This window comes from Candidatus Avelusimicrobium faecicola (genome assembly GCA_900540405.1).
Classification (GTDB): Bacteria; Elusimicrobiota; Elusimicrobia; order Elusimicrobiales; family Elusimicrobiaceae; genus Avelusimicrobium; species Avelusimicrobium faecicola.
This window is the reverse complement of the sequence record UQFW01000007.1, coordinates 1-26229: the sequence shown is the minus strand read 5'-3', so window position 1 is coordinate 26229 and position 26229 is coordinate 1. Positions and strand designations below refer to the sequence as shown.

Genomic DNA, 26229 nt, shown 5'->3' with positions numbered 1-26229 from the left:
CTTTTATGTCTACTATTCAACAAGCCTCCGATTTAATCAAAAATGCCCGCTTTGGCGTGGCGTTTACCGGGGCGGGTGTAAGCGTGGAAAGCGGCATCCCCCCTTTTACGGGTAAAGGCGGCCTTTGGACGCAATATGACCCTAAATTTATAGAAATCAACTTTTTTTATGAACACCCGCGGGAATCCTGGCAGGAAATGAAAAAAATATTTTTTTCCAGTATGGGCGAGGCGCGCCCCAACAAGGCGCACCTTGTACTGGCTGATTTGGAGCAAAAAGGTTTATTAAAAGGCGTAATTACGCAAAATATTGACGGTTTGCACCAGGCGGCGGGCTCTAAAAACGTGCAGGAGTTCCACGGTACGATTCATACGCTTTCTTGCCCGCGGTGCTTGCGCAAATACCAAACGGAAGATGTAAATTTGGACGAAATCCCCCCGGTGTGCTTTTGCGGAACGGTTCTCAAGCCGGATTTTGTTTTTTACGGCGAGGGTATCAACCCGCGTGTGTATGCCGCCAGTGAAGAACTGGCCGCGCAGGCGGATGTTATGCTGGTGGTGGGCACGGCGGGGCAAGTAATGCCGGCGTGCAGTTTGCCGCTTGCCGCCAAAGAAAACGGCGCCAAAATTATAGAGGTAAACACCCTTAAATCCGCCTATACGGATAGCGTAAGCGATTTGTACTTTCCCATGAAAGCCACGGAGTTTTTTACCGCTTTGGAAAAAGAAATAAACGGATAGAAAAATAAATATTCCCCGGCATAGCCGGGGGTTTCAAAAACATAAATAAAAATCCCGGGGTTTGGCCGGGATTTTTTCAAGTTAAAAATGAACGGAGTTTTTCCCTGGCGTTGTTTGGGGATGGGCCCCGCAAAGCAAGACGGATTATTTGGCCGCGGAGGTTTTTTCCCCCGCGTTGTTTGGCGAGCGGGCCAAGCCTAATAGAATCAGGCCGATTCCGTTTAAGCCTAGCAGCCACACAAAGCCGCTGGCCGCCCCGTATTTATCCATCCAACCGCCAACGCCGTAGGATAATAGCGCCTGAAAACCGATAGATACGGCCATTAAAAGGGATAAACTCCGCCCCAAATAAGCGGAGTCCGCTTTTTTCATAAAAAGGGTGTTAAGCAAAATGCGCAGTTGCGCCAGGCCAATGCCCAGGGCAAACACCATGCCGTAAAAAAGCCCGGTATGGCGCCCGAGCCACAAAACGCCCAAACACGCCATCACGCCGCCAAATAGCCCCAACAAAACCCGGGTTTGCAACCGTTCGTAGCGCGTGCCCAACAGCCCGGCCAATAACGCCCCCGCGGCAAACCACATATCCCCCAAGCCGTAAGTAAGCGCATCTTTGCCCAAACTTTGTTCCACATAACCGGGGATGACCGTATTGGAGGCCGAAATAATAACCGTGGGGATAAAGGCCAACAGACCGTAAAATAAGGCGTTTTTATGTTGAACCAAATAAACCCACCCCGCGCGCAGTTCTTCGGCAAACGGAGCCGAGTGCGGTGCTTCATTCGTCATTAAAATCGGCCATTTAACCAGTAATAAGGCGGCGGCCAAACAAAGCGCGCCCGCCAGGCCCATCAGCAAGCTAAACCCGAAAAAGCGGTATAAAACCCCGGTCAGTACGGCCGCGCACATCGCCCCGATTTGCAGGGTAATTTCCAGTACCGCATTCCCCCGCGTAAAGGAAGTATTGTTCCAAATAGAAGCCACCGCCCGGCGCGCCACCACGCTAAACAATACCATTAACGGCATATTAAATACGGCCAATGCGTAAATAAGCCACCGGGCCGGCAGTTGGAAATAACTTAAAAGCGCCGTCAGAAAGAAAATGCCCGTCTGCCCCGCGCAACAAAAGCGGAACAAGGTTAGCGGGGCGTATTTATCCATTACCGCCCCGGCCGCGGCCAGGGTAATAAAGGCGCTAATTAGCGAAAGCGCCCCGTACAGCCCTAACAGTTGGTTGCTGCCGGTGGAGGCAATAATAAACCAACCTACGCCCACCACGCCGATATTAAAACCGATACCGGCCAGCACATTGACCGCAAAAAACAACCGGGCGGTAGAAAAAGCGGAAGAAAAAAAGGAATTATTTTTCATTTCTTTTTAGGCCCGCGGCGGGGGCTGAAAATTTCTTCCGCAATACGCACAAGTGCGTTTCCCCTCAACATATAGTTATGTATGGAGTGGATAGGGCAGAGCGTAATTTCTTTTACATATTTGTCAAAGCCGTTTTTCGGCTCGTCGCGGTGGAAAATTTGAAACTTGCGCATCTGCTGGGCCAGTTTTTTATCCACATCTTTAGGCGGCGCTTCCAAGCGCATGGCCTTAAAAATCGTCACCGGGCCGCCATAGGGGCTGGGGGTGTAATCAAACATATCTTCCAATACATTTTTGTTGTTTTCTATCAGTTTATCCATAAAGCCCAACTTTTTGAAACGCAAAAACAGCGGGTCATTATTCAAATACCCTTGGAAGAAAGACGTATCCAGTAATTGGCGGGTGAGCGCTTTTTCACTTTCCGAATGGTTGATAATCGGGTCCAGCAAAAAGACTTGTTCCACCTGTTTACCTTGTGCGCGCAACAAGACGGCCATTTCATACGCCACCACCGCGCCGAAAGACCAGCCGCCCAAAATGTACGGTCCCGTGGCATTGACCTGGCTAATGTACTGCACATAGCGTTTGGCTAAATTTTTAATACCGCGGATGGGTGGCTCGCTGCTGAATATATTATGCGGCTCCACGGCGTAAAAAGGCTGGTCTTTGGGGAGTTTTTTAACCAAAGGCACATACGCCTCGGCGCCGGTATTGGCGGTATGCACAAAGAACATCGGCGTTTTGGTGCCGCTTTCGTTAAACGCATACACCATGGAAAAGCGGTTTTGTTTTTCCAAATATTCCGCCTGCGCTTTGAGCGCGGGATACTTAAAAATAGTGGCCGGAGGCATACTTTCTTTGAACGCCTCCCGCACGCGGAAAGACAATTCCGTTGCCCTAAGGGAAGTGCCCCCAATATCAAAAAAATTATCTTCCCGGCTGATTGTTTCCGGCTTAATATCCAAAATATCGCCCCAAATAAGCGCAAGCTCTTTTTCCACCCTACTTTCCGGCGCCACATAGGAGCGCTTGGCCACATACGCTTCCGACACGTTGGGCAACGCCGCGCGGTTTACTTTGCCGTTGGGGTTGAGCGGAATAGCCGGGATTTGCAAAATAAACTCCGGCACCATATACGGGGGCAGGGCGTCTTCAATAAACCGTTTGAGGTTTTGCGTGTCCAGTTCTTCGCCGGATACCACATACGCCGCCACATGTTTGCCGCCGTTTTTGTCTTCCTGCACCACTACGGCGCAATCTTTCAAAAGCGGGTGTTTGCGCAAACAGCTTTCAATTTCGCTTAATTCAATGCGGAAGCCGCGCACTTTTACCTGGTGGTCCCGGCGGCCTAAAAAGTCTATATTCCCGACGGACGTAAAACGCGCCACATCCCCGGTTTTATACATCCGTTCGTAGCCCTTTTCTTGCGAGAACGGATTGGGCACAAAACGCTCGGCGGTGAGCTGCGGTAAATTCAAATATCCTTTGGCTACTTGCGGCCCGGCAATACACAGCTCCCCGTACGTTCCCGGGGGGCACAGGCGGCCGGACTTATCCACCATATAAATATCCGCATTGTATATGGGTTTGCCCAGCGGAATACGCGGGTACAATTTATCCACCTTAAAAAAGCTGACATATACCGTACATTCCGTCGGCCCGTACGCATTGTAAAGCACATAATCGGCCGGCGGCGTGAGCGGGGTTAAGGTTTCCCCCCCTACCAGTAATTGGCGCAAAGAGTGGTTTTTAATGCCCGTGGCAAACTGGCGGCCCAGTTGGGTCGTCATAATCAGGCGCGTGATATGCTCTTTTTCAAAATAATCGTTTAGCGCATGCAGGTCCGCGCGGGTTTCTTCGTCCACAATATACAAGCACGCCCCGGCCGCCAGCGTGGGGTACCAATCCCCCAAGCAGGCATCAAAACCAAACCCGGCACAAGTGGCGGTGTGGTCTTGGGCGGTGACGGCAAAGAATTGCCGGGTTTCCAAACAAAGCAGTTGAATGTTGCGGTGGGTAATCAGCACGCCTTTGGGTTTGCCGGTGGTGCCGGAGGTATACAGCACCACAAAAATATCTTCCGGTTTTGGCGCGGGCCAGGCCGGAGCCACCGCCGGTTTATCCGCCAGTTGCCGGATTTGCCGGGTGGTAATTACTTTACCGCGGTAATTGGGCACTAAAGGCAGTAAGGCTTCATCGGCAATTAACACGTCCGTTTGGGTGTCTTGCAAAATGTATTCCAGGCGGGTAGACGGGTGCGCCTCGTCCAGCGGTACATACGCGGCCCCGGCTTTCACCACGCCCAGCGCACAGACCGGCATTAGTTCACTGCGTTTAATTAATACAGATACATACTTGCCTTTCCCCACGCCTTGTTTATGTAATAATGCGGCAATTTGGCTGCTCCACGCATCCAGTTGCAGGTAGGAAATGCGGTTTTGGTGATACACGACGGCGTGGTCGTTTTTGCCTTGTTGGCGTTGCTCTTGGCAACGGCGGGCAAAAACATCCAAAAAAGTTTCCTGCAACGGCCATTCCACCCGCTGGCCTACAAAATTTTTGAGTAAAACGTCCTTTTGCTTGGCGGGCAAATCCATAATATCGGCTAATGGTTTTTGCTCCGGCGCGGGAGCGGTCATTTCCTCTATTACTTTTTCAAACAAATCCAAAATACCGTTGATAATGGCCTGTTTATATAATTGGTCCGAATAGGAAATAGATACGCTCATGCCGCTTACGCCGCGCACGATTTCAAACTGTAAATCAATTTGCGTGGCCTGCCACATTTGGATAGAGCTGATTTTTAGGCCGGCGGTTTCGTACGGGCGGATTTCCCCGCGGTAATTGACAATCACGTCAAACACCGGCTTGCGCGAAAGATTACGCTTGGGGGCCAATAACGGCGCCAACAATTCAAAAGGGCAGGTTTGGTTTTCAAGCGCACCGCGGAACATAACCGCGCTTTGGGCAATATACTCGGCCAATGTTAAATTGACTTTAGGTTGAAAGCGTATCGGCACGGAGTTTACGAACATCCCCACCATTTGCCTGGTTTGCGGGTGGGTGCGGCCGTTCATAATCATCCCTAATGCCAGGTCTTCGCTGTCACAATACTTGGCTAATGTGAGCGAGGTGGCCACCGTCATAAACAGCGCGGTGGAAATGTGCAAGCGGCGGGCGGCTGTTTCAATTTTGTTTACATCAAATAGCAGCTCCCGGCTTACTTGCGTGGCGTGCGGCAAAATTTCCGGCCGCAAGGTGCGTATGGGCATTTCGTTTTCCGGCACGCCGTCTTTGAATAAGTCCAAAAAGAACTGTTTTTTGGCGGTGGGGTCTTCGTAGCGCTCCTGCCAGACGGCATAATCCAAAAAATCCTGTTTTTCCAAATGGAATTTTTTGGCGCGCTTGTTTTTATATAATTTCCACAATTCTTCAATAATGCCGATTAAACTGGTGCCGTCCGCAATAATGTGATGAATGTTAATATGAAAAATATGTTCCTTAGGCCCCGTCTTAAACAAAACAAAGCGGAACAACGGCGCCCGGGTTAAATCATACGGTGTGTTGAGCTGTTCAATTTTAGCCAGCGCTTCCTGCGCCGTGCAGGTAAAGCGGGTTAAATGGACGGGCACTTCTTTAGCCAAACGGTGTGCAAACTTGCCGTTTACCATGGGGTAGTAAGAGCGGAATAAGCGGTAGCGCGAAACCCAAATTTTAAGCGCTTCCTGTAAGCGCGCCGCATTTAACGCGCCTTCTATCTTAAACGTAAATTTGGCGTTGTAGGCGTTGGAATCCGGCGCCACTTGCTGTTCGGCCACCATTTGGCGTTCCGTATACGTCAGCGGCCATTCCGCGCGGGAAGACGCGCTGGAAAAGGAGCGGATTTTGCGCCCCGTTTTGGCATCTATAAAGGTTAAAGAGCCGTCCTGGTTTACTTGGGCTTTGTCCGTGGTGTTGTATAAGAAAGGGAACAAAACCCGGTTGGCGCAGGCGGTGGTATAAAAGGGGTTGGATACAAAATTTTCCGTATGCAGGCAGGGCATATCGTAGGCTTTTTTGGCCATATAGGCCCCGGCTACATAAATACAGCCGGTTTCCCCCGGTTGGCAGGGGGTTAAATCCGGGTGTAAAATATACAGGGTGGAATTTTTGTAATTTTTATAGGCCATATCATAGCCGTATAAAAAGCGGTTAATGGCCGCTAACGGATAAGAGCGGTTTTTTAGGGCTTGCGCGAATTGTTGCTCCCGGGCGGATAATTCTTCCCCTTTGCAACGGTACAATAACCCCGCGCATTGGCGTTCCAAATAGCGGCAAAGCGCGTAATCCCGCAATACGTCCCCTTCGCGTTCGGACATCAAAAAGCAATCCCCGGGCTTGGAAGGTAAATCTACGGTGGGTTTTAATTTTTTGGTAATCGCCAAATTATTAAAATTGCACGATACAAACGAGGACAGCAACGGCAATGTTTTCAGGGCGGTAATTTCTTCCACGTCCGCTTCTTTGAACGAAAGGAAAAATTTAGCCATAAAATGCTTTTTGGGGTGATAGCCCTGCCGGGCGTTGCGTTCGTGGGCGGCATCACTTAAATACGCATCCAGGGACCAGTCAATTAAACTGTACCCCAACGCTTGGTAATAAACGGCAGGCGTACTGCCCATAATGCGTGCGCCGGTTTCCACCAGTACCGGGCCGCTCGCGGTTAATTTTACTTCACTATGGGAAGACCCATACTGAATACCCAAGGCGTCCAATACTTGAAATGTATAGCGGACGGCCTGCTGTATGCGCTCGTCCAATTTATGAATCAGCCGGCTGGCCTCGTACATAGGCACGCCGCCGGACGTAAGCACTTTATTGTATAAGATAACATCCGTTAAAACGTGTTTGCCGTGGCGGGAAACACAGTTGACTACCAGTTCATCCCCCTCCACATACGGCTGTAAAAGCAGCGCCTTATTAAACGCCCCTATACCGTCGTAGCGGTTCAAATAACAATGCTCAAAATAGGCGCGTATTTCCGCCTCGCTTGCACAGCTTTTTACGCCGTCGGTCCCGGCACTGCACGGCGGTTTGATAATAATGCGGCGGTGTCCGCTTTTTCTGAACCATTGTACGGCGGTTTCCACATCTTCGGTCAGTACGCAGTCTATATGCGCAAGTCCGGCCTCTTGCAAGGCTTTTTGCATGAGGTATTTATCCCGGCGGGCATAAAGGAGTGCCGGGTTGTTTACGGGCAAGCCTAACCGGTGGGCAATTTGTTCGGCGGCAATTACGCCCGATTCCGTACCCGGAATAACCGCCGCAAAATGGTATTTTTTTAAGAGTTGTACGGCCTCCTCCAGCGTTGGGGGCATTACAAAGCATTTTTCGTATTTACCGGCAATTTGCCCGGCAATATATTTATCCATAAACTCCGCCGGGAGCGAGGAGGTTTTTTCAAGCCCGGAAGTAATATGGAAAGGAACCAACCCGCGCGCGCGTGCGGCCGCGGCGTATTGGTTCCCAGTGGCAAAACCGTCTACAATTAAAATGTTTTTACCGGACGTCATTTTTGGTGACTTCCCACAAATTATACTTGGATTCTTTCCACCCAATCCGGTGGTACAAGGGCACTACGGCCGTATTTGTTTTGGCTACATAAAAGCGCACGCCGATAATATCCGGACTTTTTTGGTAAAAATCCAACAAGTGTTGGTTCAGTAATTTGAAAACGCCCTGTTTGCGGTATTCCGGCAGAACGTATAAATCGGTAAGCCACATATAGTTTTTATCCTGCCAGGTACTCCACTCAAACACATACATCATTTGGCCTATCACTTTTTCGCCGTCGCACGCCAACCAATAAATGCCTTTGCGTTCGTCTTGCAAAATATGTTTCATACTGCTGCGCAGTACCGCTAAATCCAGTGGGTGGCCTTCCGATTCTAACGCAATACGGTTATTAAAATCCACCAATATATCTAAATCTTTTTCTTCGGCTCTGCGAAGTGTAAATTTTTTTTGAGACATACAACCAGACACTCCTTTCTTTTTTATATTGTAGCTTTTAGACGGGGATAACTCAAAATTATTTTAATTTTTCCAAATTTTTTTGCTAACAAGGCCGCCCGGTTGTATCCGCGGGGGCTCCTTGGCAGGCGGGCGCCTCGGGCGTTTGTTTCAAAATGCCTGCGGGAACACGCCCGAAGCGGTTATCTTGTTTTTCACTGGGGATAAGCATAAAAATAAGCATAACCAGCCCCCCTAGCGAGGGCACCAATAAAATCAGTTGCCACCAACCGCTTAAACCAATGTCGTGCAAGCGGCGCGTGCGCAGGGAAAGCGGCAACAATAAAGCCGCTAAATAAGAGGATATAAAGCAAATAAATACACCAATCCAACCCATGCTTTGCTGGCTGCCCATATCATTAAACATCGTGGCTCCGATAAACAGGCAAATAAACATAATGGCAATCCACGCGGGCCCGGTAAGCAGCAATAGCCACAGGATAAAGAGCCAAAATTCCTTGCGGGTGGCACGGCCCTGAAAATCAAAAAGGCGTTTTAGCGGATTGATTAAATAGCTCATTTTGTTATTTTCTCCGCTTGGGTTTGTACGGCGGTTTCCGTTTCCCGCATGGCGCAAAGGGTGGTGTCTAACAGTTTATCCAACTCCCAACCCAGTAATTCGGCCCCTTTTTTAATAATATCGCGCGAACAACCCGCCGCAAATTTTTTATCCTTAAACTTCTTTTTTAAGCTGGAAAGCTCCATATCCTGCGTACTTTTAGACGGGCGCATTTTGGCCGCCGCGCCAATCAGCCCGGTCAGTTCATCTACTGCAAAAAGGACTTTTTCCATTTCGTGTTCCGGCCGTATGTCTACCGTAATGCCGTAGCCGTGGCTGCATACCGCATGCACCAGTTCCGGCTCGGCCTGAATTTCCGCCAATAACTCGGGCGCTTTTTGGCAGTGCGCTTGCGGGAATTTTTCAAAATCTATATCGTGCAATAGCCCGCACAAGGCCCAAAAGTCCGCCTCGTCCGCATAGCCTAATTGTACGGCTAAACGGCGCATAACGGCTTCCACCGTAAGCGCATGGAGCAAGTGGAACGGCTCCTGATTGTATTTTTTAAGTAAATTTAGCGCGCCCGCGCGCGTAATGTGGGTGGTGTGCATAGGGTTCTCCTTAAAAATTATATTCGTCTAACATAAAAATAACTACGGTGGGGTCTTTTTGCATTTCTTGCGCCAAATAACGCTTTTTTAGGCTCGGGCGTTTGGTGCTGGAATAATAAATGGCTTTGCGCGTATGGGGAAAGTACGCCTGCAAATACTTGTATTTACCAAAACTGCCCGCCACTGCCTGCGGTTGGTATTTTTGCAGAGATTCGGTTAATTGCGCGTTTAATTGGGCGCGTTTGAGCGGGTCGTTGCCGTCCTCGTCAAATCCGTCCGGGATTTGCAAGAGTAATGAAAAGCCGTATTTTTTTAACCGCTCTGCCGTCTGGCCGGGGGCGGCTTCAAACATAAAGCGCTCCGGGGAAATGTGAAAGTGCTGTGCCACCTGTTGCAAATAGCGCAAATCTTCGTCCGTCAGCGGGGTTTTTAAGTCCAGCCAGTAGGTTTTTTCTTCCGGGTGCTTGATAACGGCCAGTAAATCCGGCAGAGCTACGGCGTAGGGCAGCTCCGTTTCGTCGTGCGCCACAACCAGGTTGCCGTTGGGGTGGCGGAGAATATCTATTTCAAAACCGGGGTACAGTGCGTCTTTTTTGCGGGCGCGGTAGCGCGTGTTTACTTTATGCAAAAAGCGGGCGGACGGCGGCTGAAAACCGCCGGTAAGAGCCTCTTGTTGCGGCGGAGTGAGCGGGCCGGGTAGCGGGGCCGTCATTCGGGCGGTATAGCCCCGCATAAAAGGGGCGTACGCACTTGCCGCCAACAAAACGGCAAGCCATAAAAAAGGGGTAAATTTCTTCATATATCTATTTTAGCAAAATACATAAAAAGACCCCGGGTTTTACTAAAAACCCGGGGCCGTGTAAAGACAATTTTTAGTTTTGGGGTTGGCTGCCGAAGCGGTTTTCCCCCTGTGTGCCGGGCAAAACTTCAAATACAAACAAGATTAACCCGCCGATAAGCGGCAAAAGGCTAATCAAAACCCACCAGCCGGAGCGGTCCGTATCGTGCAAGCGGCGCACAATCATAGCCAAGTTAGGCACTAATAAAGCTAACCACACCAAGACAATAACGGCGTTGCCGGCTTTTTCACCCAAAGCGGCGCTTAAAATGCCTATTACAATATACACTACACACAACCACAACGCATACAGCCAGAATTGTTTGCGGTTGGCGCGGCCGCTAAAATCCGCATAGTGTTTTACAAGCGGGTCTAACAAGTATTTCATATTCAAAAAACCTCCCTAAAATATAAACAACTTACCTAAAAGTATATAATATTTTTCCCAAAATTATTTATAAAATTTAGCAAATTCCTTAAATGCCTGTGTAATAGCCTTGGGGTCCGCCCCTGTGGGGAGCTTTTGATAGTTTTTATCGTAATGTTCCAAGTATCCGTAATTATCTATCACGGAGAGGTTATCCCCGGTTTGAATGGCTTTTTTGGTATAACTGGAAATGACGGTATAAGGCCGCGGAGTTTCGTCCAATAAATCCGTGCCGGTGGAATAATCCCCGGGCGGATTGGTGCAACCTAAAATATGCGTTAAAAGGAACGGCACAATATCATAATGGGCGGTGCGGTAAGCCTTTTCCCCCCCTGTATGCCCCGGCCACCACATAAGCAGCGGTACCTGCGTTTGCCATTGGGCAAAATTGCTGTTATGCCCCCAAAAGTTGTGGCGGGTATCGTTAATTTCCTGCCCATGGTCCCCGGTCAAAATAACCAGCGTGTTGTCGCTCAACCCTTGGGCTTTTAGGGTTTCAAATACTTGCCCCAAAAGGCCGTCTATAAAATACACGGCGTTTTTGTAGCGGTTCATATAAGGGGTGGGGTCTGTATTTTTGGTAAGTACCAAATAGTTCATTTCTTCCCCTACCGGCTTAAATTTATCGCCCCCTTGCGGGAATTCCTGCCCGTGGGCGGCATCATAAAATAAAAAGCCGAAAAAGGGCGCGTTTTTATCCCGGTTTTTCAGAAAATGCAAAAAATCCTTTTGCATATCTCTGTCCCGCTCTACTTTGGTAGTGCCTTTGGATTCTATCCGCAGGTTTTCTACTTGGGAAAAGATATTTTTATTAAATGCCGGGCTGTTTAGTTTGGAACTGGCAAAAATGCCCATTTGGTAGCCCTTGGCTTGCAGTTCTTCCATAAGGATAGGCTGGCGGGTTTGCCCGGTAAAAGAATCCCAATATAAATACGGCATGGAGTAAAAGAGCGAAAACACCCCGGCTTCCGTGGCATTGCCGCCGCTTAAATGGTTGGTAAAATACCACGCCTGCGCGTTTTTGTAAGCGGCCCAGGTGTGCGGCATTACTTCTTTAGTAAAACTGTCCGCGCGCCACGCATCAATTAAAATAACCAAAATGTTGGTTTTGGGGGTGGACGGACACGCCATCGGGTGCAGAGGATAATTCAGCGTGCCTTTTTTGGGCTCCGCGTACGGCTCGCTTTTCGGCTCAAAGCCCATTTTGCGCAATTTGCGGTTGGCGCTTAACGGGTTGGCCCACGGCATATAAGAAACTTGCGCCAATACGGACGGCACCAACATAAATTTCCCCCAGGCGTGCAAGGAGTGGTACGTCAAAAATGCGCCCAGCCATAGCAGGCACACCGCCCAAACGGCTTTTTTGCCGAGCGTAATTTTGCGCGCCGCCCACAACAGGCCGTAAGTGAGCGCAAACACGCCCACCACCGCCAGGGCCAACATCACATAAGTAATGGCAGGAAAGACAAAAATTTCCCGCCCGGCGGGGCCGAAAAACAGCTCCAACATAGCAACCCCAATGTGAAAGCGGTATTGCGTGAATACAAACGCATCCGCCGCAAAAAAGAGGGTAAAAACTCCCCCAAAGGCCACCGCGGCCGCGGCCCCGGTTTTGGGGCCCACCAGGCGAAAGGGCAACACGAGTACGCTTAACCCCAGCGCAAACAGCAGTAAGTGCCCGGGCACCGACGATAAACCAAAAAAGAAACCGGGGGCATCCCAATAAAATCCCCCCGTAAAAAAGTACACCAAAGAAACCAGCCCCCACAGGGCCGTATTTAAGACAATAAACCAGAAAAAATTTTTAGCGTTCATATTTATATTTTATAAAATTTCCCCCGGTGCGTGGCGGTAAGGGGCAAACACAAAAAAGGGAGCCTTGTTAGGGCTCCCCAGTAAAATAAGACCGCCGAACGCTTATTTGCGTTTTTTGGCTTGTTCAAAAGCCAAGGTAATCGTGGTCATATCCGTCACATCTTCCGGGCCGAAGTATTGGATAGGGCCGGGGAAAATGTACGATTCCGTAAGGGCCCATTCGCCGCGGTTTTTGGCCAAGAATTTGAACGGTTCGCCTTTCAGCTCCACCAAGGCTTTGCGGATAACCGGTTTTTCTTTGCCTTTGCGGCGTTCAATGTTCATCATCATGGTCAGCGGAATACCGCCGCATTCCCAATCTTTGGCTTTTTTGGTCAGCTTGCGTACGGAAGACAAATACCCGCTGCATTTGTTCAGCGCCAACACGGCGGCGTTGTATCCAAGCGCGTAGGTGTAGTTGGCATCAAAGGTAGAGGGTACGCCACAGCGGCCTTCATAGCCAAAGAAGTGCGTAATGGCGGAAAATTTGCCGTTGTATTTGCCGGCCTTTTTCATTTCGGCCAGTTTTACGCGCAACATTTCAACCAATAATTTTTCGGTTTCAATTAAGGAAACCTGCACGTTGCCGTGCGGGTCGCGGTCCAACATTAATTGGCTGGCAATCCCGGCGGGCAGAGATTTCATCAGCGCCGCCAATTTGGCCGGCAGTTTGGAAATGATAAATTCTTTCTTTTCGGCAACCGTGTTCATTTTGGCCAGTTCGGCTTCGTGGTCGGAAAGCATATCGTTGAGCGCGGCAATTAATTCTTTCATTTCCGGGATAAACTCAATCAACCCTTCCGGTACCAAACAAACCCCAAAGTTTTTGCCCATTTCGGCGCGTTTGGCAATAATACCGGCCAAATAATCCACCACTTGGGCGAGGGTCATTTTTTTGGCTAATACTTCTTCGCCAATCAAAACCACGTTGGGCTGCGTTTTGAACGCCACTTCCAGCGCAATGTGGGAAGCACTGCGGCCCATCAGGCGCACAAAGTGCCAGTATTTGCGGGCGGAGTTTACGTCGCGGCAGATATTTCCGACCATTTCGGCATAAATTTTGGTAGCGGTATCAAAACCAAAGGAGGTTTCAATTTGCGCGTTTTTCAAGTCCCCGTCAATGGTCTTAGGTACGCCGATAACGGTGACATCCACCCCTTGTTGTTTGAGGTATTCGGCAATTACGCAGGCGTTGGTGTTGGAGTCATCCCCCCCCACTACTACCAAAGCGTCCATTTTATTGGCTAACAAATTGTCTTTGGCGGCGCAGAGTTGTTCGTCCGTTTCAATTTTGGTGCGGCCGGATTGGATTAAGTCAAACCCGCCGGTGTTGCGGTAGTCTTTCATTAAGGCCGGGGTAATTTCAATAAATTTATTATCCACAATGCCGCTGGGGCCGCCCAAGAAACCAAATAATTTGTTTTTGGAGTTGGCTTTTTTAAGCCCGTCTAATAAACCGGCAATTACGTTGTGGCCGCCGGGGGCTTGCCCGCCGGAAAGCACCACGCCCACGCGCACGGCCTTTTTGGCTACGGCGGAATTGGCGCCTTTTACAAAGGTAATTTCAGGCAGGCCGTAAGTGTTGGGGAACATCTTTTTAACGGTGGCTTGGTCCGCCACGCTTTTGGTGGCTTTGCCCAATTTAGCCTTTACGGCCGCAGGGCCTTTTTGCAGAATAGCGGGCAGCACGGGCTGGTATTTGCAGCGGTGCTGTTGCAACTTAGAACAAACGGATTTGGTTTTGCAAGGCATACTCTCTCCTATAAATATAAAAAACCTTTTAATTATTATACAAAATTCCTTTCCTGTATTGGTAAACCCCCGCAAGGGCCTGTCAAAGGGCCTATAAAAACGGGCGGTTTTCTAGGTCCTTTGGCCCTTGCAAATATTTTTATTATGTTGGAAAATATAAGTATAACAGCCGCTCTTTCAAGCGGCTTGTATTGTGAATATCATAAGGAAATCAACTCTACATGAAAAATATTCCCGCAATAAATGACTTGTTAAAAAGATTAACATGTCTGTCTGTTGCCATGAGTTTGCTGGTCAATTTGACTACCCCCGCTTTCGCCCAAGCCGTTGCTAAAGGGCGCAAAGTCCGCTTTTCCCAAGAAACGGCCGATAATATAGAACGCACCCTGCGCAAGAAAGCGTTTACCGCCGTGCGGGAAAGCACCGCCCTGCCGGGTGAAAACATCCGCCGCCAAATGCAAGACACGCAGGCCCGGTTGAACCGCGGCTCTTTGACGGATGCGGATTTACGGCAATTAGCGCAGGCGGATAATTTATTTAATCCGGTGGTCAACCATCAAAAAAATACGTATGCGGCTTTCCGCGCGGAATTTGCCAAAGAAACACGCAAACAGGCCGCCAAACAGCACGCTAAAGTAAAAGAAATGGCCGCCCAAGCCAAAAAAGATTTACAGGCCCGCGCCGATACCCTTAAAAAAAGCGGCTCTTATGCCCAAGACCGGGTGGACGAATGGCTCAAGCAAAATGTGGCCGCCGTGGACAGTTGGGCGGCGGAGTCCGGCAAAAAGGTGAGCGCGTGGGGTAAACAGCGCGACGCATTAAGCAAAGATTATTATGCTGAATTAGAAAAACAAAACCGGGCGGAAGCGGAGCGCCAGGTTGCCGCGGCCGTAAAAACGCTGTTTGCGCTGAAAGACAAAGCCTTGTTAGCCAAACGCAAATTAATTTCCTATTCCGTGCGCATTTTGCCGCTTAAAACGGCGGACGGAAAATCCTTTTTCACAGTACAGCAAAAACAGTATTTGCACCGGGAATATACCCGCCTGTTAAAACAAAAAAACTGCAAAGACTGCTCCGCCCATTTGACGGCCGTTATGGGGCTGGGGATGATTTCTTCTTCGCGCGAAGATGCTAATTTAATAGAAGATTTTATGACGGCCCAGCGCGAAAGCATTTATGCCGTTCCGGCGCTTTTGGGCGGGGTGAGTGCCCTGCTGGCCATGAAGCAATACGGCGTATTGCGCGGGTTTATTGCCAGTGCTACCCAACAGGAACGCGATATTTCCAATATAGATTTTTTCAGCCTTGCCACGCTGGTTGAGGTGTTCAAAAATATAAACGGGCAGTATTTGGGCGAAGTTTCCAAACATACCGTTTATCCGTTGACGAAAGACCGCTCCCAAACCGCCCCCATGGGCAACGCCTGGGAAGACGTGGCCCTACTACTTGCTAACGAAGGCAGTGCGCAAAGTTTGGCTATGTTAAAGGAATTTGGGGTGGACCGCTGTGCGGCGTGGAGCAAAAAAACCTTTCAGCTTAAAAACATTTACGAGATGGGCTGTTCGGGCATCCAACCCTTTTTAGTGGGTGCGTTGGAAAGCGGCAAAAGCGGTGCGGATAACTACGCTCCGCAGGGGCAGTATTTGCAGGCCGGCCGCTATTTAACCGCCCAAGGCCAAGCCAAAATTGTTTCTAATGCGCAAGCGGCCGCCAACCGCGCGGAATGGAATAACCGCCGCGCCGTATTTAATAAATATGTATCTATTACCGGGCTGACGGCCTCCGGCGCGATTGCCCGCCACTTGTTCAACCAAAGTATGGGTGATTTAAGCGCGGACAGCGAACTGGAATTAGACCGCAAACTCTATAAAGTATATAAGGCCAGTGCCAAAGTGCGCGCCCCCAAACCGGGCTACGCCATTAAAGCCTATCAAAAAGGCAGTGCCCCGTATAACGCCAAGCGCGTGCGCCAAGACCGTTCCAACTGGTTCTTAAAAGCCGCCAAATACGGCGATATTGCCATTTTGGTATGGTGTTTGGTGGATTTGACCAAACTGGCCGCCAAAGGGGCCACGGTCGGGCGCGCCATGTTCAAGGCTATGAATATGGCCCGCAACGGGGCCACGGTGGCGGAACGGGCCGTTATGCTGCGCCGCTTAAATGTGGTAAAACCCTTGCGCACGTTGCGCAATATCCCGGTGCGTATCCGCAAAGGAATGGAACCTGTGGTACTGGCGCAAATGCCGCAATTTGCCAAAGTGCCCACGACGGCAGAATTATTAAAAGTGCCGGGCGGCTTTGTGCCGGCGGCGTCCAAATTAGTGGCTGAAAATTTGAAATTTTCCACGGCGGCGGGTACGTTATCCGTCGGCACGGAAGCGGCCAAACATCCCACGGTGTTGGGTGAAAACCAAGTAGCGGTAATTAACGAAGCGTTAAGCGCGGCCACCCAACGGGCGAATGTAGAATTTGCCAACCGCGGCAAATTGGCCCAATTAACCACGTTCAATGCAGATAACGCCTACCGCGCGGTTTTGTCTAAAGAAATTGGCAAAATTTCCGGCTTGCCGGGTTATAAACCGGGCGAAACGGCGGCGTTGGCGGCGGATATAAAAAATCTTAAAACGGTTCAAGTACCGCAGAATATTGCGGCTTTTGAAAACCGCTCTTTATTGGTAAACGGCCAGACGGACGGCTCCGCCGTTCAAGCGCTTTTAACCGGCGTGTTGGGGCAAGCGCCCACCGCCGAGCAATCAGCCTTTGCTATGCAAATGTTGGCGGATGCCACCGCCGCGGCCAATGCCCAATTTGCGCGGCGCGGGTGGCTCAAACGCAAATTCTCGCGCGGTTCTTACAAAAAACTTTTGGTGAGTAATTTAACCCAAATAATGGACGCCGACCGCCGCATTTTTAATGATGCCGCCTATGGCAAAATCGGCCAGGCTTTATTAAGCACCGTGAGTGCGGATAAACGCATTAAAGCGCCTAGCGCGCTGGAAAGCGTGGCGGCGGTAAAAGAGTCCAAAGCGCAAAAATCCAAAACCACGCAGTTAGGCTCTGCCGTACTGGTGCAAGGCGGCGCGGCCGAAGAACTGCCCTTAAATGTGGTGGCGGCTAACGGGGTCAGCGGCCTTGGTAAAAATACTTATCAGCGCGCCGTGTTTACCCAGGGCAAAAACGGCATTACCTTTGGTTTCGGCAACGATTTGGGCCAAACCGCTAATGCTAAAAATTTCAAATTAACCTTAGACGCGCAACAAATGCCGGAATTTATTTTGGCGGCGGAAAAAGCCGGTTTAAGCACGCCGTTTGAATTGAAATTAACGGCCTATAAAAAACCGTCGTCTTTCTCTTTTAAGAATTGGTTGCCGCAAAGCAAAGAGAAAAAATACGCCACGGCCGTGCCTGTACTCAGACAGTTGGAATCGGGCGAAACGATTTCCGTACCGCTTACGCTGAAGGCGGACACCTATTTGGGGTTGGAAAACGCCCAAATGGTAATGTCCCCCTCCGGCGCGTTGAACTTCTACCGCGACGGACAATTACTTACTAATGTGGCGCCGTTCTCGTACGGGGTGCGCAAAACGCAGTTAAACCCGTTCTTGTCTATCGCGCGCCAAGCGCCGCAAGGGTTGCGGTTTAATATGAATGTAAGCCGCACCGGCAATAAATTAATCCCGCTGTATATTGCTACGGGGTTGAGTTTAAGCTCGGCTTCCTCCAGTTTGATTGCGCCGCTTGAAAACATTTACGGCGAACGCATTACGGAAACCGATAAAACCATGATTTCCCTGGCGTTGCCGTATATTCCGTCTTTACTAACCCCGGTGTTCTCCCCCTTGGTGATGAAAATCGGCGCCTTAAAAACGGTAAAAATGGCCCTGGGCACGGCGCTTTTCGGTATGGCTTTTGCGGGCGCCTCCGGCTTTTACGGCAAAGTAAACGAAAGCAACCTGCCCCCCATTTGGCCGCTGTTTGTATCCGGCGCGGCAATTGGTATGTCTTCCGCGCTTAACCGCTCCGGCCTGAACTTGCTGATTGACCGCATTGGCGGCGGCGGTTCTTTATTAACCAGTATGGCGTTTAAGAACATCGGTTCTTTTGCTATGTTGGTTCCGCCGGTGGCCGCAAACTTGTTTGCCCCGGGGGCGACGGACTTTTCGCTCGCGTTCCCGGTGTTGGGGACGATTTCCGCCGGCTCTTTAGCCAGCTTGTATTTCTCCCGCATTGACCCGAATATCGGCAAAGTGGCCGGATTTATGAAATTCGCGCCTATGTCCGGCGGGTTTGCCATGCGCTCCGCCATTTTGGCTAAAAATGCCCGCACCTTGTTTAGGGACGGCTGGGGCGAAACGTGGGGCTCCTTGCGTATTTTAGCCAGCAAGGAACTCCTCCCCTTAACCGCCGCCGCGTTTGCCTTTACCGGGTTTGAAGCCGCCACCTTTAACAAAGCGGCCAACCAGTTAATCCGCCCGGAAGTGACCGACTTTGGCTGGATTAACGATATGCAAAAAGAAAACCGCAAAAACTGGGTGGCGTTAGTGACCAGCGGCACGGTGGTTTTGTTCCCCCTGCTGACCCGCTTGCGCGCCAAACCTATGTTGGCGGCCTTAAAAGACCCGGCCAAAATGGGCTCCGAATACCAACGGATGTTGATGCTTTCCTACGGTATGAATATGACGGGCAGTGCGATGATGATGCACTACGGCTTTGACGGCTTTGACAGCCCCGGTTTCCTGGGGATTGCGCTGGTGGGCGTAGGTACGGCCAACGTGACGCAATCCTTGCAGAAATTGGCAAATATGAATGTGGTGCGCGGCGGGTATGTGGCCGCACGCACTGCGGGCCTGAACGCGGCAGAAGCCGCCGTGGTGCGGGACAAAGCCGCCACTACCGCTATGACGGTATTTTCCCTTTCCCAAACGGGGCTTGCGGCTATTCCGCTTACCGTCAGCCACTATACGGATAAACACATCCAGGCGGGCATTGAGGAGCGTAGCGACGTTCCGCGGACCTCGTTATGGATTCCGTTGACCTCTTTGGGGGCCAGCGCGGCGTTTGCCGGGCCCAGTATTGGGTTATTCCCCAAAGTGTTGCCTACCGGGTTATTCGGACTCACCAAAGGGCTGTTCGGCTCCTATTCGCAAGCGTTTACCAATGCGTTTGAAGTGTGGCGCCCGTCCACGGTAGCCCCGTATGGCGTACCGGCGGGGTTTGTGCCCATGCCGGCCGTCACGGCGGAGCCTGCTAAACAGGAACCGGCCAAAGCTAAAAAATAAGTGTTGTTTTGAATGAAAATGAAAAGACCCCGGGTTTATTTGGCCCGGGGTTTTTTATGATATGGGGCACATTTGAAGGCATTATAAGGGGGCCCGGGCGGACACAAAATAAAAAGCCGCCCCAAAGCGCGGAATATAAAAAACTTTCCGGGGCGGCGGACTTATCTGTTGCCATAAAAAAATTGCCGGCAATCAAATAATTTGTCAGCAATTTTGTCAGCATTCCGACGATAAAAAATGCCCCCGGCGGAGAATAAATCTTTACGCCTCAAAAATACTTTTAAGTTTCTTGCGATATTACAAGCGTGCAAGGGGTTTCAAACTAATTTTTTTCAGTTCTAGGCGTGACGACGGGAGGTATACCGTGGGCACACGCGCGGCAGCGCGGAGGTATCCGACCGGAGGAACAACAACGAAATGGAAAAAATTAGGAAGAAATACCCCCAATAGGAATCGAACCTATATCCCCTGCTTAGAAGGCAGATGCTCTATCCATTGAGCTATGGGGGCAAAAGATGTACTAATGAACACATATATTTTACAAAAAAATTATAAAAGATTCAAAAAATCTTCATAAACGGCGCGGGTGCCGTAAAAACAGCCGGCAAAAAGTGTGATAAAAAAGCCGCAAAACAGTTATAAACGGTTTGAAAAATAAAATAAAAAATCCTTATTTTTTGTAAAGTTTTGCGGTTTTGTTCCAACAAAAAAGACCTATTTTTTTGAATTTGGACCTATTTTTTTGAATAAAAATTTTCCACCCGCTCCGACGGTAAAACCATAAAAAAGTCCTAGGAAAAAATAAAACAGGCAAAAAATAGGTCCTTTTTTTACTGGAAAAAATAAAAAAAATTTTATTTCATACTAAAATACAACAAAGTAAATGAAAAAATAAAAAAAGGAGCCTAAAACTTATGAAGAACATCATGTACGCCCTCGTTGGCCTGTGTTTACTTGCCGGGCCGGTTTTTGGGTAAAAACCGCCCCTAAAAGAGTAATATTAAAAACCGCTAAAAAGACCCCGGCAGTAGAAAAGAAAGCGGTAAATATCAGCAGCAAAGTGTGGCACTCCCGCGCGGAATTATCGGGCCAGAACATTGCCGCTTTACAATCTATTAACCAACAAAAGGCCATGCAGGTTATGCTTCAGGACAAATTAACCCATGCGCAAAAAGTGGCTCTGATTGAACAAATTAAACAAGAAAGCGCCGTTATGTTGAAAGATTTAACGGAACGCTATAATAAAGAATCTTTTGCTTACGGCGAGGCACTGTACCGGGAAAGAAACTCCCGCTTCCTGCCGGCTAAAGAAAAGGATATCCCCGGGCTGTTTGCCTTATCTGCTGACCCTGCCCGCTATGCCAACATTTCGCCCCGCTATTTTACGGAATTTATTGATTTGATTCCTCAATATGGCGATTTGCCCGAACCGTTTACTGCGTTGGTAGCCCATTTAAGCCGCAACTTGCTTAAATTGGATAAAAAGATGTTGGATGTCAGCCGCCGCCTTGTGGATACCGAACGGTATATATCGGTTTCCGTCAATATGGCCGAAAAGGGCCGCTTAATCGGCACCCGCAACCGCTTGAATAAAGAGCTGACCCGCTATTCCAAAGAAGCGGCCCAAAATATGACGGATTTGGTGTATTTGCTCAATACTTATCCCAGTGCGTATGAAGGCTCGCTGACGATGTTGGCTACTAAATTGGATAAAACTTTCCAAACGCCTTTTACCAAATTTTTACGCAGCAAGGTAAAAGCGGAAACGCCTAAAACCGACATGCCGCGCAGACGCATTGGCTTTAGCAACTAGTTATAAGTGTTGTATTTTTCTCCACTCCCCGCCCACCCGGCGGGGATTTTTATGGGTAATGCCGGGCGGCGCTATACCATGTTTGAGCGGTCTTGTTGTGCCCGGGGTTTCTTAATTTCCGGGCGGAGCCCATGCGTTTGGGCTCCTGCTGTGCCCGGGGTTTCTTAATAGGCAAGAAGCAAAGCGTTTGAACGGCTTATTTTCTCGGGACCTATCTTTTAACATCCGGGTAATGCCGGGCGGAGCGCCTATAACGGATTTTTTATATTGTTTTTCCGTCATAAAATGATAGAATGGAAATAATATTATCTGTTGGGGTTTATATGGCTAAAAATTTATCGTTTTCTTATTCTAAATTGGGCATGTATAAAGAGTGCCCGCAAAAATACAAATTCCGCTATGTGCTGATGTTGCCGGAAAAGCCGAAATACTACTTTGCGTTCGGCACGGCGCTCCACGCGGTGATGGAGTACATTTACGATATAAAAAATCCCGCTTTCCCCACTTTACAGCAAGCGTTGGATTTTTTTACGAAAGATTGGCAAAGCACCTCTTTTGAAAAAAAAGGCTATGCCAGTGCGGAAAAAGAAGCCGCCGGCTACCAGGAAGGCCGCCGCATTATTGAAACCTATTACCAAAAGCACGCGGCCACGTTCGCGCATCCGCTGTCTGTGGAAATGATGTCCAAGCTGGATACGGACGGCTTAAATCTGATTAGCATTTTGGACCGTATTGACTACCTGGGCGACGGCAAAGTGATGATTTTGGACTATAAAACCGGCAAAACGGTGGAGCGCGCGCCGGACCAGTTATATATGTATCAAAAAGTGGCCGAAATGAGCCCCGCCATTAAAGAACTGGTCCAACAAAAGGACCCGGGCGTGCAACAGGTAAAGGTGGAAAAACTCTGCTTTTATCATCTGCCTACCCTAAAAGAAATGTATTTTGAGCGCGCCGACGACCAACAAATTACGGAATTTTGGCACGGGGTTTTGGCGGTGGCGGACGAAATTCGCGCGGGTAAGTTTTCCCCCACTCCCGGAGAAAACCAATGCCGCTGGTGCGATTACCGCAACATCTGCCCTGTATTTACAGGTAAAGAATACACCGGCCCCAGCGGTTATGGCGCGCGTTTAATAAACCCGGCCCCGGCGGCGGCCCCTCTGCCGCAAGCGCAGGCCACCCCGGCCCCCGCGCCGCTTAAAAAAACACCGCAGGAAGAATTAAGCGATAAAATTGACCGTTGCGGTGCGGCGTTGGAAGATTACGAAAAATTGAAAAAAGAGATTATTGCGCTTATGCAGGCACAGCATTTTGACCGCCATTTCGGCGCGCATTATCAGGCCGAGCTAAAACGCCTGACGCATACCCAATTTAACGATAAACAAAAAGTGGTGGAGCTTTTGCGCTCCTTAAATTTATTGCACAAAACCCTGGTTCCCACGCAAAGCACGGTGGAAGCCTTGCTGACGGATAATACGGTTCCCGCGGAGCAAAAAGCGCGTTTGGGCGCGCTGGGCACCCCGCAGGAAAGCGTAGAACTGGAGCTTAAAAAAACGGAGTAAATTATGTGGATAAAAAAACCGCAAAAGTCGGATTTTCGTTTTCGTTGGTCTTTTTATATTGTTCTTTTGGCCGCGGCTATGTTTTTGGCCGCCCGCGTGGCCTTGTTTGAAAGTTTCCGCCCTGTTTTTGAGGGTTTAACAAAGCCGGAAATTTGGAGCGCGTTTTTGAACGGAATGCGGTTTGATTTTTCCGTTATTGCGCTGTTTTTGGGGCCGCTGATTTTTCTGCTTAATTTGCCGGTTAATTCCCGCCGTTGGGCCAAGTGGCTCCTATACATTATTGCGGGCGTAATGCTGGTGCTGGCGGGCGTATTGGCGGCGGATTTAATTTACTTCCCCAAAGTAAACCGCCATATTGCCGAAGAAATCGTGCAAATTTCGCACGATTGGGGTTTTGTTATTTCTTATATGTTCGGGCCTGCCTTGTGGCCGCTAGTGGGTTTGTTGACGGTGTTTGCGGGCGCGTGCTGCTTTATCCGTTGGAAAATTACCACACGCTTTGCCCCGCAGTTCGGCTCCCCGCTGGCCGAGGGCGGCAAACTGCTACTCATAATCCTGCTGATTATTTTGGGCGTGCGCGGGCATTTGGGGCGCGGCAAGTCCTTAGGCGTGGCGGACGTGTATAATTACGCGCGTACGCCGTCGGCCGCCGCGCTGACGCTCAACGGTGCTTTTACGGCCTATCAGGTGGGGCGCAAAGGGCGCGTGGACGTGCAGAACGATTATCCTGTTGATAAAGCTATCCGCCTGGCGCGCGAACAGCTTTTTTCGCCCGGGGAAACCGGAACTTATGCACTTTATCCCCTCATGCGGGAAAGCGACGCCCCCACCCAGCTAAAAGATGTAAACATTATGATTGTTTTACTAGAGGGTTGGCACCCGCGGTTTGTGGATTCGCTTTCCGGCGGGAGCTACGGCGTCACCCCGGTATTTGATGATTTAGTAAAACACGGCCTAACATTTACCAATGCGTATGCGGCGGGCCTGCGCAGTATTTTTGGGTTTGCGGCGGTTTTTGGCGGCGTGCCGTTAATTCCGGGGTTGCCGATGTTCGGCTATGGGCTGGAACTGACTGCCTTATCCCCCATGCCCAAAAATTTTTCCAATGCCGGCTACTATACGTTTTTCGCGCAGACGTCCCACCGGGATTCGTACCGTATGTGCGCGTTAGCTTCCTTTTTAGGGGCCAAAGAGTCTTACGGGTGGGAAGACATCCCCCAACTGCTAAAATACCAGGATAAGGCCCCTTTCGGCTATGATTACGAGGCCCTGATGTTTGCGGCGGATAAAATTAAAAACCGCAAAGAGAAAAATTTTATGGGCATGGTGTTTACCGGCATTACGCACGAGCCGTTTGCGCGCACGCTCCCGCAGTTTAACAAATACGAGGGCGACGATTGGGAAACCGGGTTCAAAAATACGTTGGCGTATGCGGACTGGTCTATCGGCGAGTTTTTGAAACGCGCCAAAGAAGACGGCTGGTTTGATAACACGGTGTTTATTTTTGTGGCGGACCATACGTCCGGCGCCAAGACGGATTCCCTGTATGACAAATTCCGTATTCCGCTGGTGATGTACGCCCCCAAACTGCTCCCGGCGGAAAAACGCAGTATGACGGTATCCCAGTTGGATTTAGTGCCCACCCTTTACGCGCTTACGGGCCTGCACGTTCCGTATACGGCGTTTGGGCGCAATATGTTGGATACTTCCCGCCGGGACGAGCGTTTTGCGTTTGTGTCCGAAGGGGTAAACATCGGGCTGATTACCTCGCAAGGGGCCGTGCGCCACAGCGGCGCGCAGTTATTGGATAGCGAGGCCCAACAAGATAGTTTTAATGCCCAAGAAGCGGCCGAAAAACTGCAAGCGTTGGATAAAGCCGCTTATACCTTGCTGAAAGAAAACAGGTGGTTTGAACATGAATAATAATGTCATTGTAGCGTTGGACCAAGGCAGTTCCGGCACGCGCGTGTTTGCGGTGGACGGCTCCGGCGCGGTATTATATAAACGCGCGGAAACCCTGGCCCCCGCGCACCCGCAGGAAGGGTATGCGCAATACAACGCCGAGGAACTGTTGGAAAGCCAAATCCCCCTCTTAAACGAAATGTTAGATAAATTGGAGGAGGAGGAAGTCAGCGCGATTGCCGTTTCTTCCCAGCGCTCCACGGTGGTTTTGTGGAACCGCCGCACCGGCAAGGCGTTGGCCCCGGTTTTAAGCTGGCAGGACGGCCGCGCCACGCAGGAAGCTCAAGGCGTGCTGACCCCCCAGCAGGACATCCACCGCCTGACCGGGCTATATAAAACGCCGTTTTATTCCGCCCCCAAAATTGCCTGGTGCTTAAAACATATCCCGGCGGTGCGCCGCGCGGCCAAAGCGGGCGATTTAGCCGTCGGCCCGGTGGCCACTTATTTAATTTGGCATTTAACCAAAGGCGCCGTTTTTGCGGTGGACCCCACCTTGGCCCAGCGTACGTTGCTTTATAACATTCACACCGGGGATTGGGATGAAGATTTATTAAACGCCTTTGGCATTAAACGCGCCTGCCTGCCCGAAATCCGCCCCACGGCCGGAGATTACGGCCTGTATGAGTACCGGGAGCGGAGAATCCCTATTTTAGTGTGCGTGGGCGACCAGCAGGCGTTTATGGCCGGCATGGGGCTCCACGCGGGCAGTAGCAGTATTAATTACGGCACGGGGGCGTTTTTCCTGCACAACGCGGGGAAAGAGCTAAAGCAAATCCCGGGGATTTTGACGTCGGTTTCCGCCTCCGGCACAAACGGCAAGTGTGATTTTATTTTGGAAGGCCCGGTTAATGCGTGCGGCGTGGCGTTTGATTGGCTCAAACAACTAGGCTTTACCTTTGAAATGGACGAGTTAGACGACCTGTGCGCACAAGCACAGCGCCCGGTGTGGTTTCTGCCCGCCTTGGGCGGTTTAGGGGCCCCGTATTGGGATTTTAATGCCTCTGCCGTGCTGGCGGGTTTCTCCCCCCAAACCAAGCGGGCGGATATGGTGGCCGGCGTGTTGCGCGGGGTGGCCTTTTTGGTGGCCGATATTGCATACTACATTAAAGATTACGGGGTGGATTTAGGCCCCATTACGGTAGCGGGCGGCCTGGCCAATCACGCCGCTTTACTGCAATTCCAGGCGGATATTTTGCAAACCGACCTGCACAAAAGCCCGGAAACGGAATCAACCGTTATGGGCGCGGCCTATTTGGCGGCGCAGGCGTTAAATATAGATACGTCCGCTTGGGCGCTGTTCCAAAAGGGGCAAGCGGTAAAACCTGCCGTCAAGCCGGAAGAGGCGGAGCTGTTAAACCGCCAATGGCGCAACTTTTTGGAATGGAGCCGCACCCAAAAGAAATAAATGTGTAGCTGGAAACTTTTTCAAGCCGGCCCGCCTTTTTAGGGGCCGGCTTTTTTGCGCGTACC

15 protein-coding genes and 1 tRNA gene are annotated in these 26229 nt (G+C 50.2%); 6 read left to right on the top strand and 10 right to left on the bottom strand.

Annotation, left to right across the window (positions count from 1 at the left end; genetic code table 11):
* The first annotated feature begins 5 nt into the window (after positions 1-5).
* A complete protein-coding gene (locus ACQY18_RS01465; protein ID WP_176777737.1) occupies positions 6-740 on the top strand; it encodes an NAD-dependent deacylase in 735 nt (244 codons plus the stop codon).
* 144 nt (positions 741-884) lie between these two features.
* Here ACQY18_RS01465 and ACQY18_RS01460 read toward each other — a convergent pair whose 3' ends face one another.
* From ACQY18_RS01460 to ACQY18_RS01420, 9 genes are all read right to left on the bottom strand, one after another.
* Positions 885-2108, bottom strand: coding sequence for an MFS transporter (locus ACQY18_RS01460; protein ID WP_428038572.1), 1224 nt, complete (start codon positions 2106-2108; stop codon positions 885-887).
* Positions 2105-7660 carry an amino acid adenylation domain-containing protein gene (locus tag ACQY18_RS01455; RefSeq protein WP_428038571.1) on the bottom strand — a complete coding sequence of 1852 codons (5556 nt, stop codon included), beginning with the start codon at positions 7658-7660 and terminating at the stop codon, positions 2105-2107. Before ACQY18_RS01455 ends, ACQY18_RS01460 begins: the two co-directional genes overlap by 4 nt.
* Positions 7647-8120, bottom strand: coding sequence for an N-acetyltransferase family protein (locus ACQY18_RS01450; RefSeq protein ID WP_428038570.1), 474 nt, complete (start codon positions 8118-8120; stop codon positions 7647-7649). Before ACQY18_RS01450 ends, ACQY18_RS01455 begins: the two co-directional genes overlap by 14 nt.
* Before the next feature lie 85 nt (positions 8121-8205).
* Positions 8206-8679, bottom strand: coding sequence for a DUF805 domain-containing protein (locus tag ACQY18_RS01445; RefSeq protein WP_428038569.1), 474 nt, complete (start codon positions 8677-8679; stop codon positions 8206-8208).
* A complete protein-coding gene (locus ACQY18_RS01440; protein ID WP_428038568.1) occupies positions 8676-9269 on the bottom strand; it encodes a hydrolase in 594 nt (197 codons plus the stop codon). The genes ACQY18_RS01445 and ACQY18_RS01440 overlap by 4 nt, the downstream gene beginning before the upstream one ends.
* A 10-nt stretch (positions 9270-9279) precedes the next feature.
* Positions 9280-10068 carry a hypothetical protein gene (locus ACQY18_RS01435; RefSeq protein WP_428038567.1) on the bottom strand — a complete coding sequence of 263 codons (789 nt, stop codon included), beginning with the start codon at positions 10066-10068 and terminating at the stop codon, positions 9280-9282.
* Positions 10069-10141: 73 nt separating this feature from the next.
* Complete coding sequence (locus tag ACQY18_RS01430; RefSeq protein ID WP_428038566.1) at positions 10142-10495, bottom strand: DUF805 domain-containing protein; 354 nt, start codon at positions 10493-10495, stop codon at positions 10142-10144.
* Positions 10496-10558: 63 nt separating this feature from the next.
* Complete coding sequence (locus ACQY18_RS01425) at positions 10559-12349, bottom strand: sulfatase-like hydrolase/transferase (protein ID WP_428038565.1); 1791 nt, start codon at positions 12347-12349, stop codon at positions 10559-10561.
* A 102-nt stretch (positions 12350-12451) separates the two neighbouring features.
* A complete protein-coding gene (locus ACQY18_RS01420) occupies positions 12452-14140 on the bottom strand; it encodes a diphosphate--fructose-6-phosphate 1-phosphotransferase (RefSeq protein ID WP_428038564.1) in 1689 nt (562 codons plus the stop codon).
* A 221-nt stretch (positions 14141-14361) separates the two neighbouring features.
* On the opposite strand from ACQY18_RS01420, the gene ACQY18_RS01415 reads away from it, so the two are divergent.
* Entirely contained in the window at positions 14362-19419 is a 5058-nt protein-coding gene (locus ACQY18_RS01415; RefSeq protein ID WP_428038563.1) for a hypothetical protein, read from the top strand.
* Positions 19420-19857: 438 nt separating this feature from the next.
* Here the strand turns inward: ACQY18_RS01415 and ACQY18_RS01410 are convergent.
* A tRNA-Arg gene (locus ACQY18_RS01410) sits at positions 19858-19929 on the bottom strand.
* Between the two features lie 436 nt (positions 19930-20365).
* On the opposite strand from ACQY18_RS01410, the gene ACQY18_RS01405 reads away from it, so the two are divergent.
* The 4 genes from ACQY18_RS01405 to ACQY18_RS01390 all read left to right on the top strand — a co-directional run bounded on the left by ACQY18_RS01405 (position 20366) and on the right by ACQY18_RS01390 (position 26164).
* Positions 20366-21232: a hypothetical protein gene (locus ACQY18_RS01405; protein WP_428038562.1), complete on the top strand. Its 867-nt coding sequence runs from the start codon at positions 20366-20368 to the stop codon at positions 21230-21232.
* Positions 21233-21555: 323 nt separating this feature from the next.
* Positions 21556-22797 (top strand): RecB family exonuclease, encoded by a 1242-nt coding sequence (locus ACQY18_RS01400; RefSeq protein ID WP_428038561.1) that lies wholly within the window; start codon positions 21556-21558, stop codon positions 22795-22797.
* Between the two features lie 78 nt (positions 22798-22875).
* Positions 22876-24720: an LTA synthase family protein gene (locus ACQY18_RS01395; protein ID WP_428038560.1), complete on the top strand. Its 1845-nt coding sequence runs from the start codon at positions 22876-22878 to the stop codon at positions 24718-24720.
* Positions 24713-26164: an FGGY family carbohydrate kinase gene (locus ACQY18_RS01390; protein ID WP_428038559.1), complete on the top strand. Its 1452-nt coding sequence runs from the start codon at positions 24713-24715 to the stop codon at positions 26162-26164. Before ACQY18_RS01395 ends, ACQY18_RS01390 begins: the two co-directional genes overlap by 8 nt.
* The last annotated feature ends 65 nt before the right edge of the window (positions 26165-26229 follow it).

Coding starts and splice junctions, on each gene's coding strand:
- ACQY18_RS01465 (WP_176777737.1), top strand. CDS start 6: ATGTCTACTATTCAACAAGCCTCCGATTTAATCAAAAATGCCCGCTTT.
- ACQY18_RS01440 (WP_428038568.1), bottom strand. CDS start 9,269: ATGCACACCACCCACATTACGCGCGCGGGCGCGCTAAATTTACTTAAA.
- ACQY18_RS01420 (WP_428038564.1), bottom strand. CDS start 14,140: ATGCCTTGCAAAACCAAATCCGTTTGTTCTAAGTTGCAACAGCACCGC.
- ACQY18_RS01455 (WP_428038571.1), bottom strand. CDS start 7,660: ATGACGTCCGGTAAAAACATTTTAATTGTAGACGGTTTTGCCACTGGG.
- ACQY18_RS01390 (WP_428038559.1), top strand. CDS start 24,713: ATGAATAATAATGTCATTGTAGCGTTGGACCAAGGCAGTTCCGGCACG.
- ACQY18_RS01400 (WP_428038561.1), top strand. CDS start 21,556: ATGGCTAAAAATTTATCGTTTTCTTATTCTAAATTGGGCATGTATAAA.
- ACQY18_RS01425 (WP_428038565.1), bottom strand. CDS start 12,349: ATGAACGCTAAAAATTTTTTCTGGTTTATTGTCTTAAATACGGCCCTG.
- ACQY18_RS01445 (WP_428038569.1), bottom strand. CDS start 8,679: ATGAGCTATTTAATCAATCCGCTAAAACGCCTTTTTGATTTTCAGGGC.
- ACQY18_RS01460 (WP_428038572.1), bottom strand. CDS start 2,108: ATGAAAAATAATTCCTTTTTTTCTTCCGCTTTTTCTACCGCCCGGTTG.
- ACQY18_RS01435 (WP_428038567.1), bottom strand. CDS start 10,068: ATGAAGAAATTTACCCCTTTTTTATGGCTTGCCGTTTTGTTGGCGGCA.
- ACQY18_RS01430 (WP_428038566.1), bottom strand. CDS start 10,495: ATGAAATACTTGTTAGACCCGCTTGTAAAACACTATGCGGATTTTAGC.
- ACQY18_RS01395 (WP_428038560.1), top strand. CDS start 22,876: ATGTTTTTGGCCGCCCGCGTGGCCTTGTTTGAAAGTTTCCGCCCTGTT.
- ACQY18_RS01450 (WP_428038570.1), bottom strand. CDS start 8,120: ATGTCTCAAAAAAAATTTACACTTCGCAGAGCCGAAGAAAAAGATTTA.
- ACQY18_RS01415 (WP_428038563.1), top strand. CDS start 14,362: ATGAAAAATATTCCCGCAATAAATGACTTGTTAAAAAGATTAACATGT.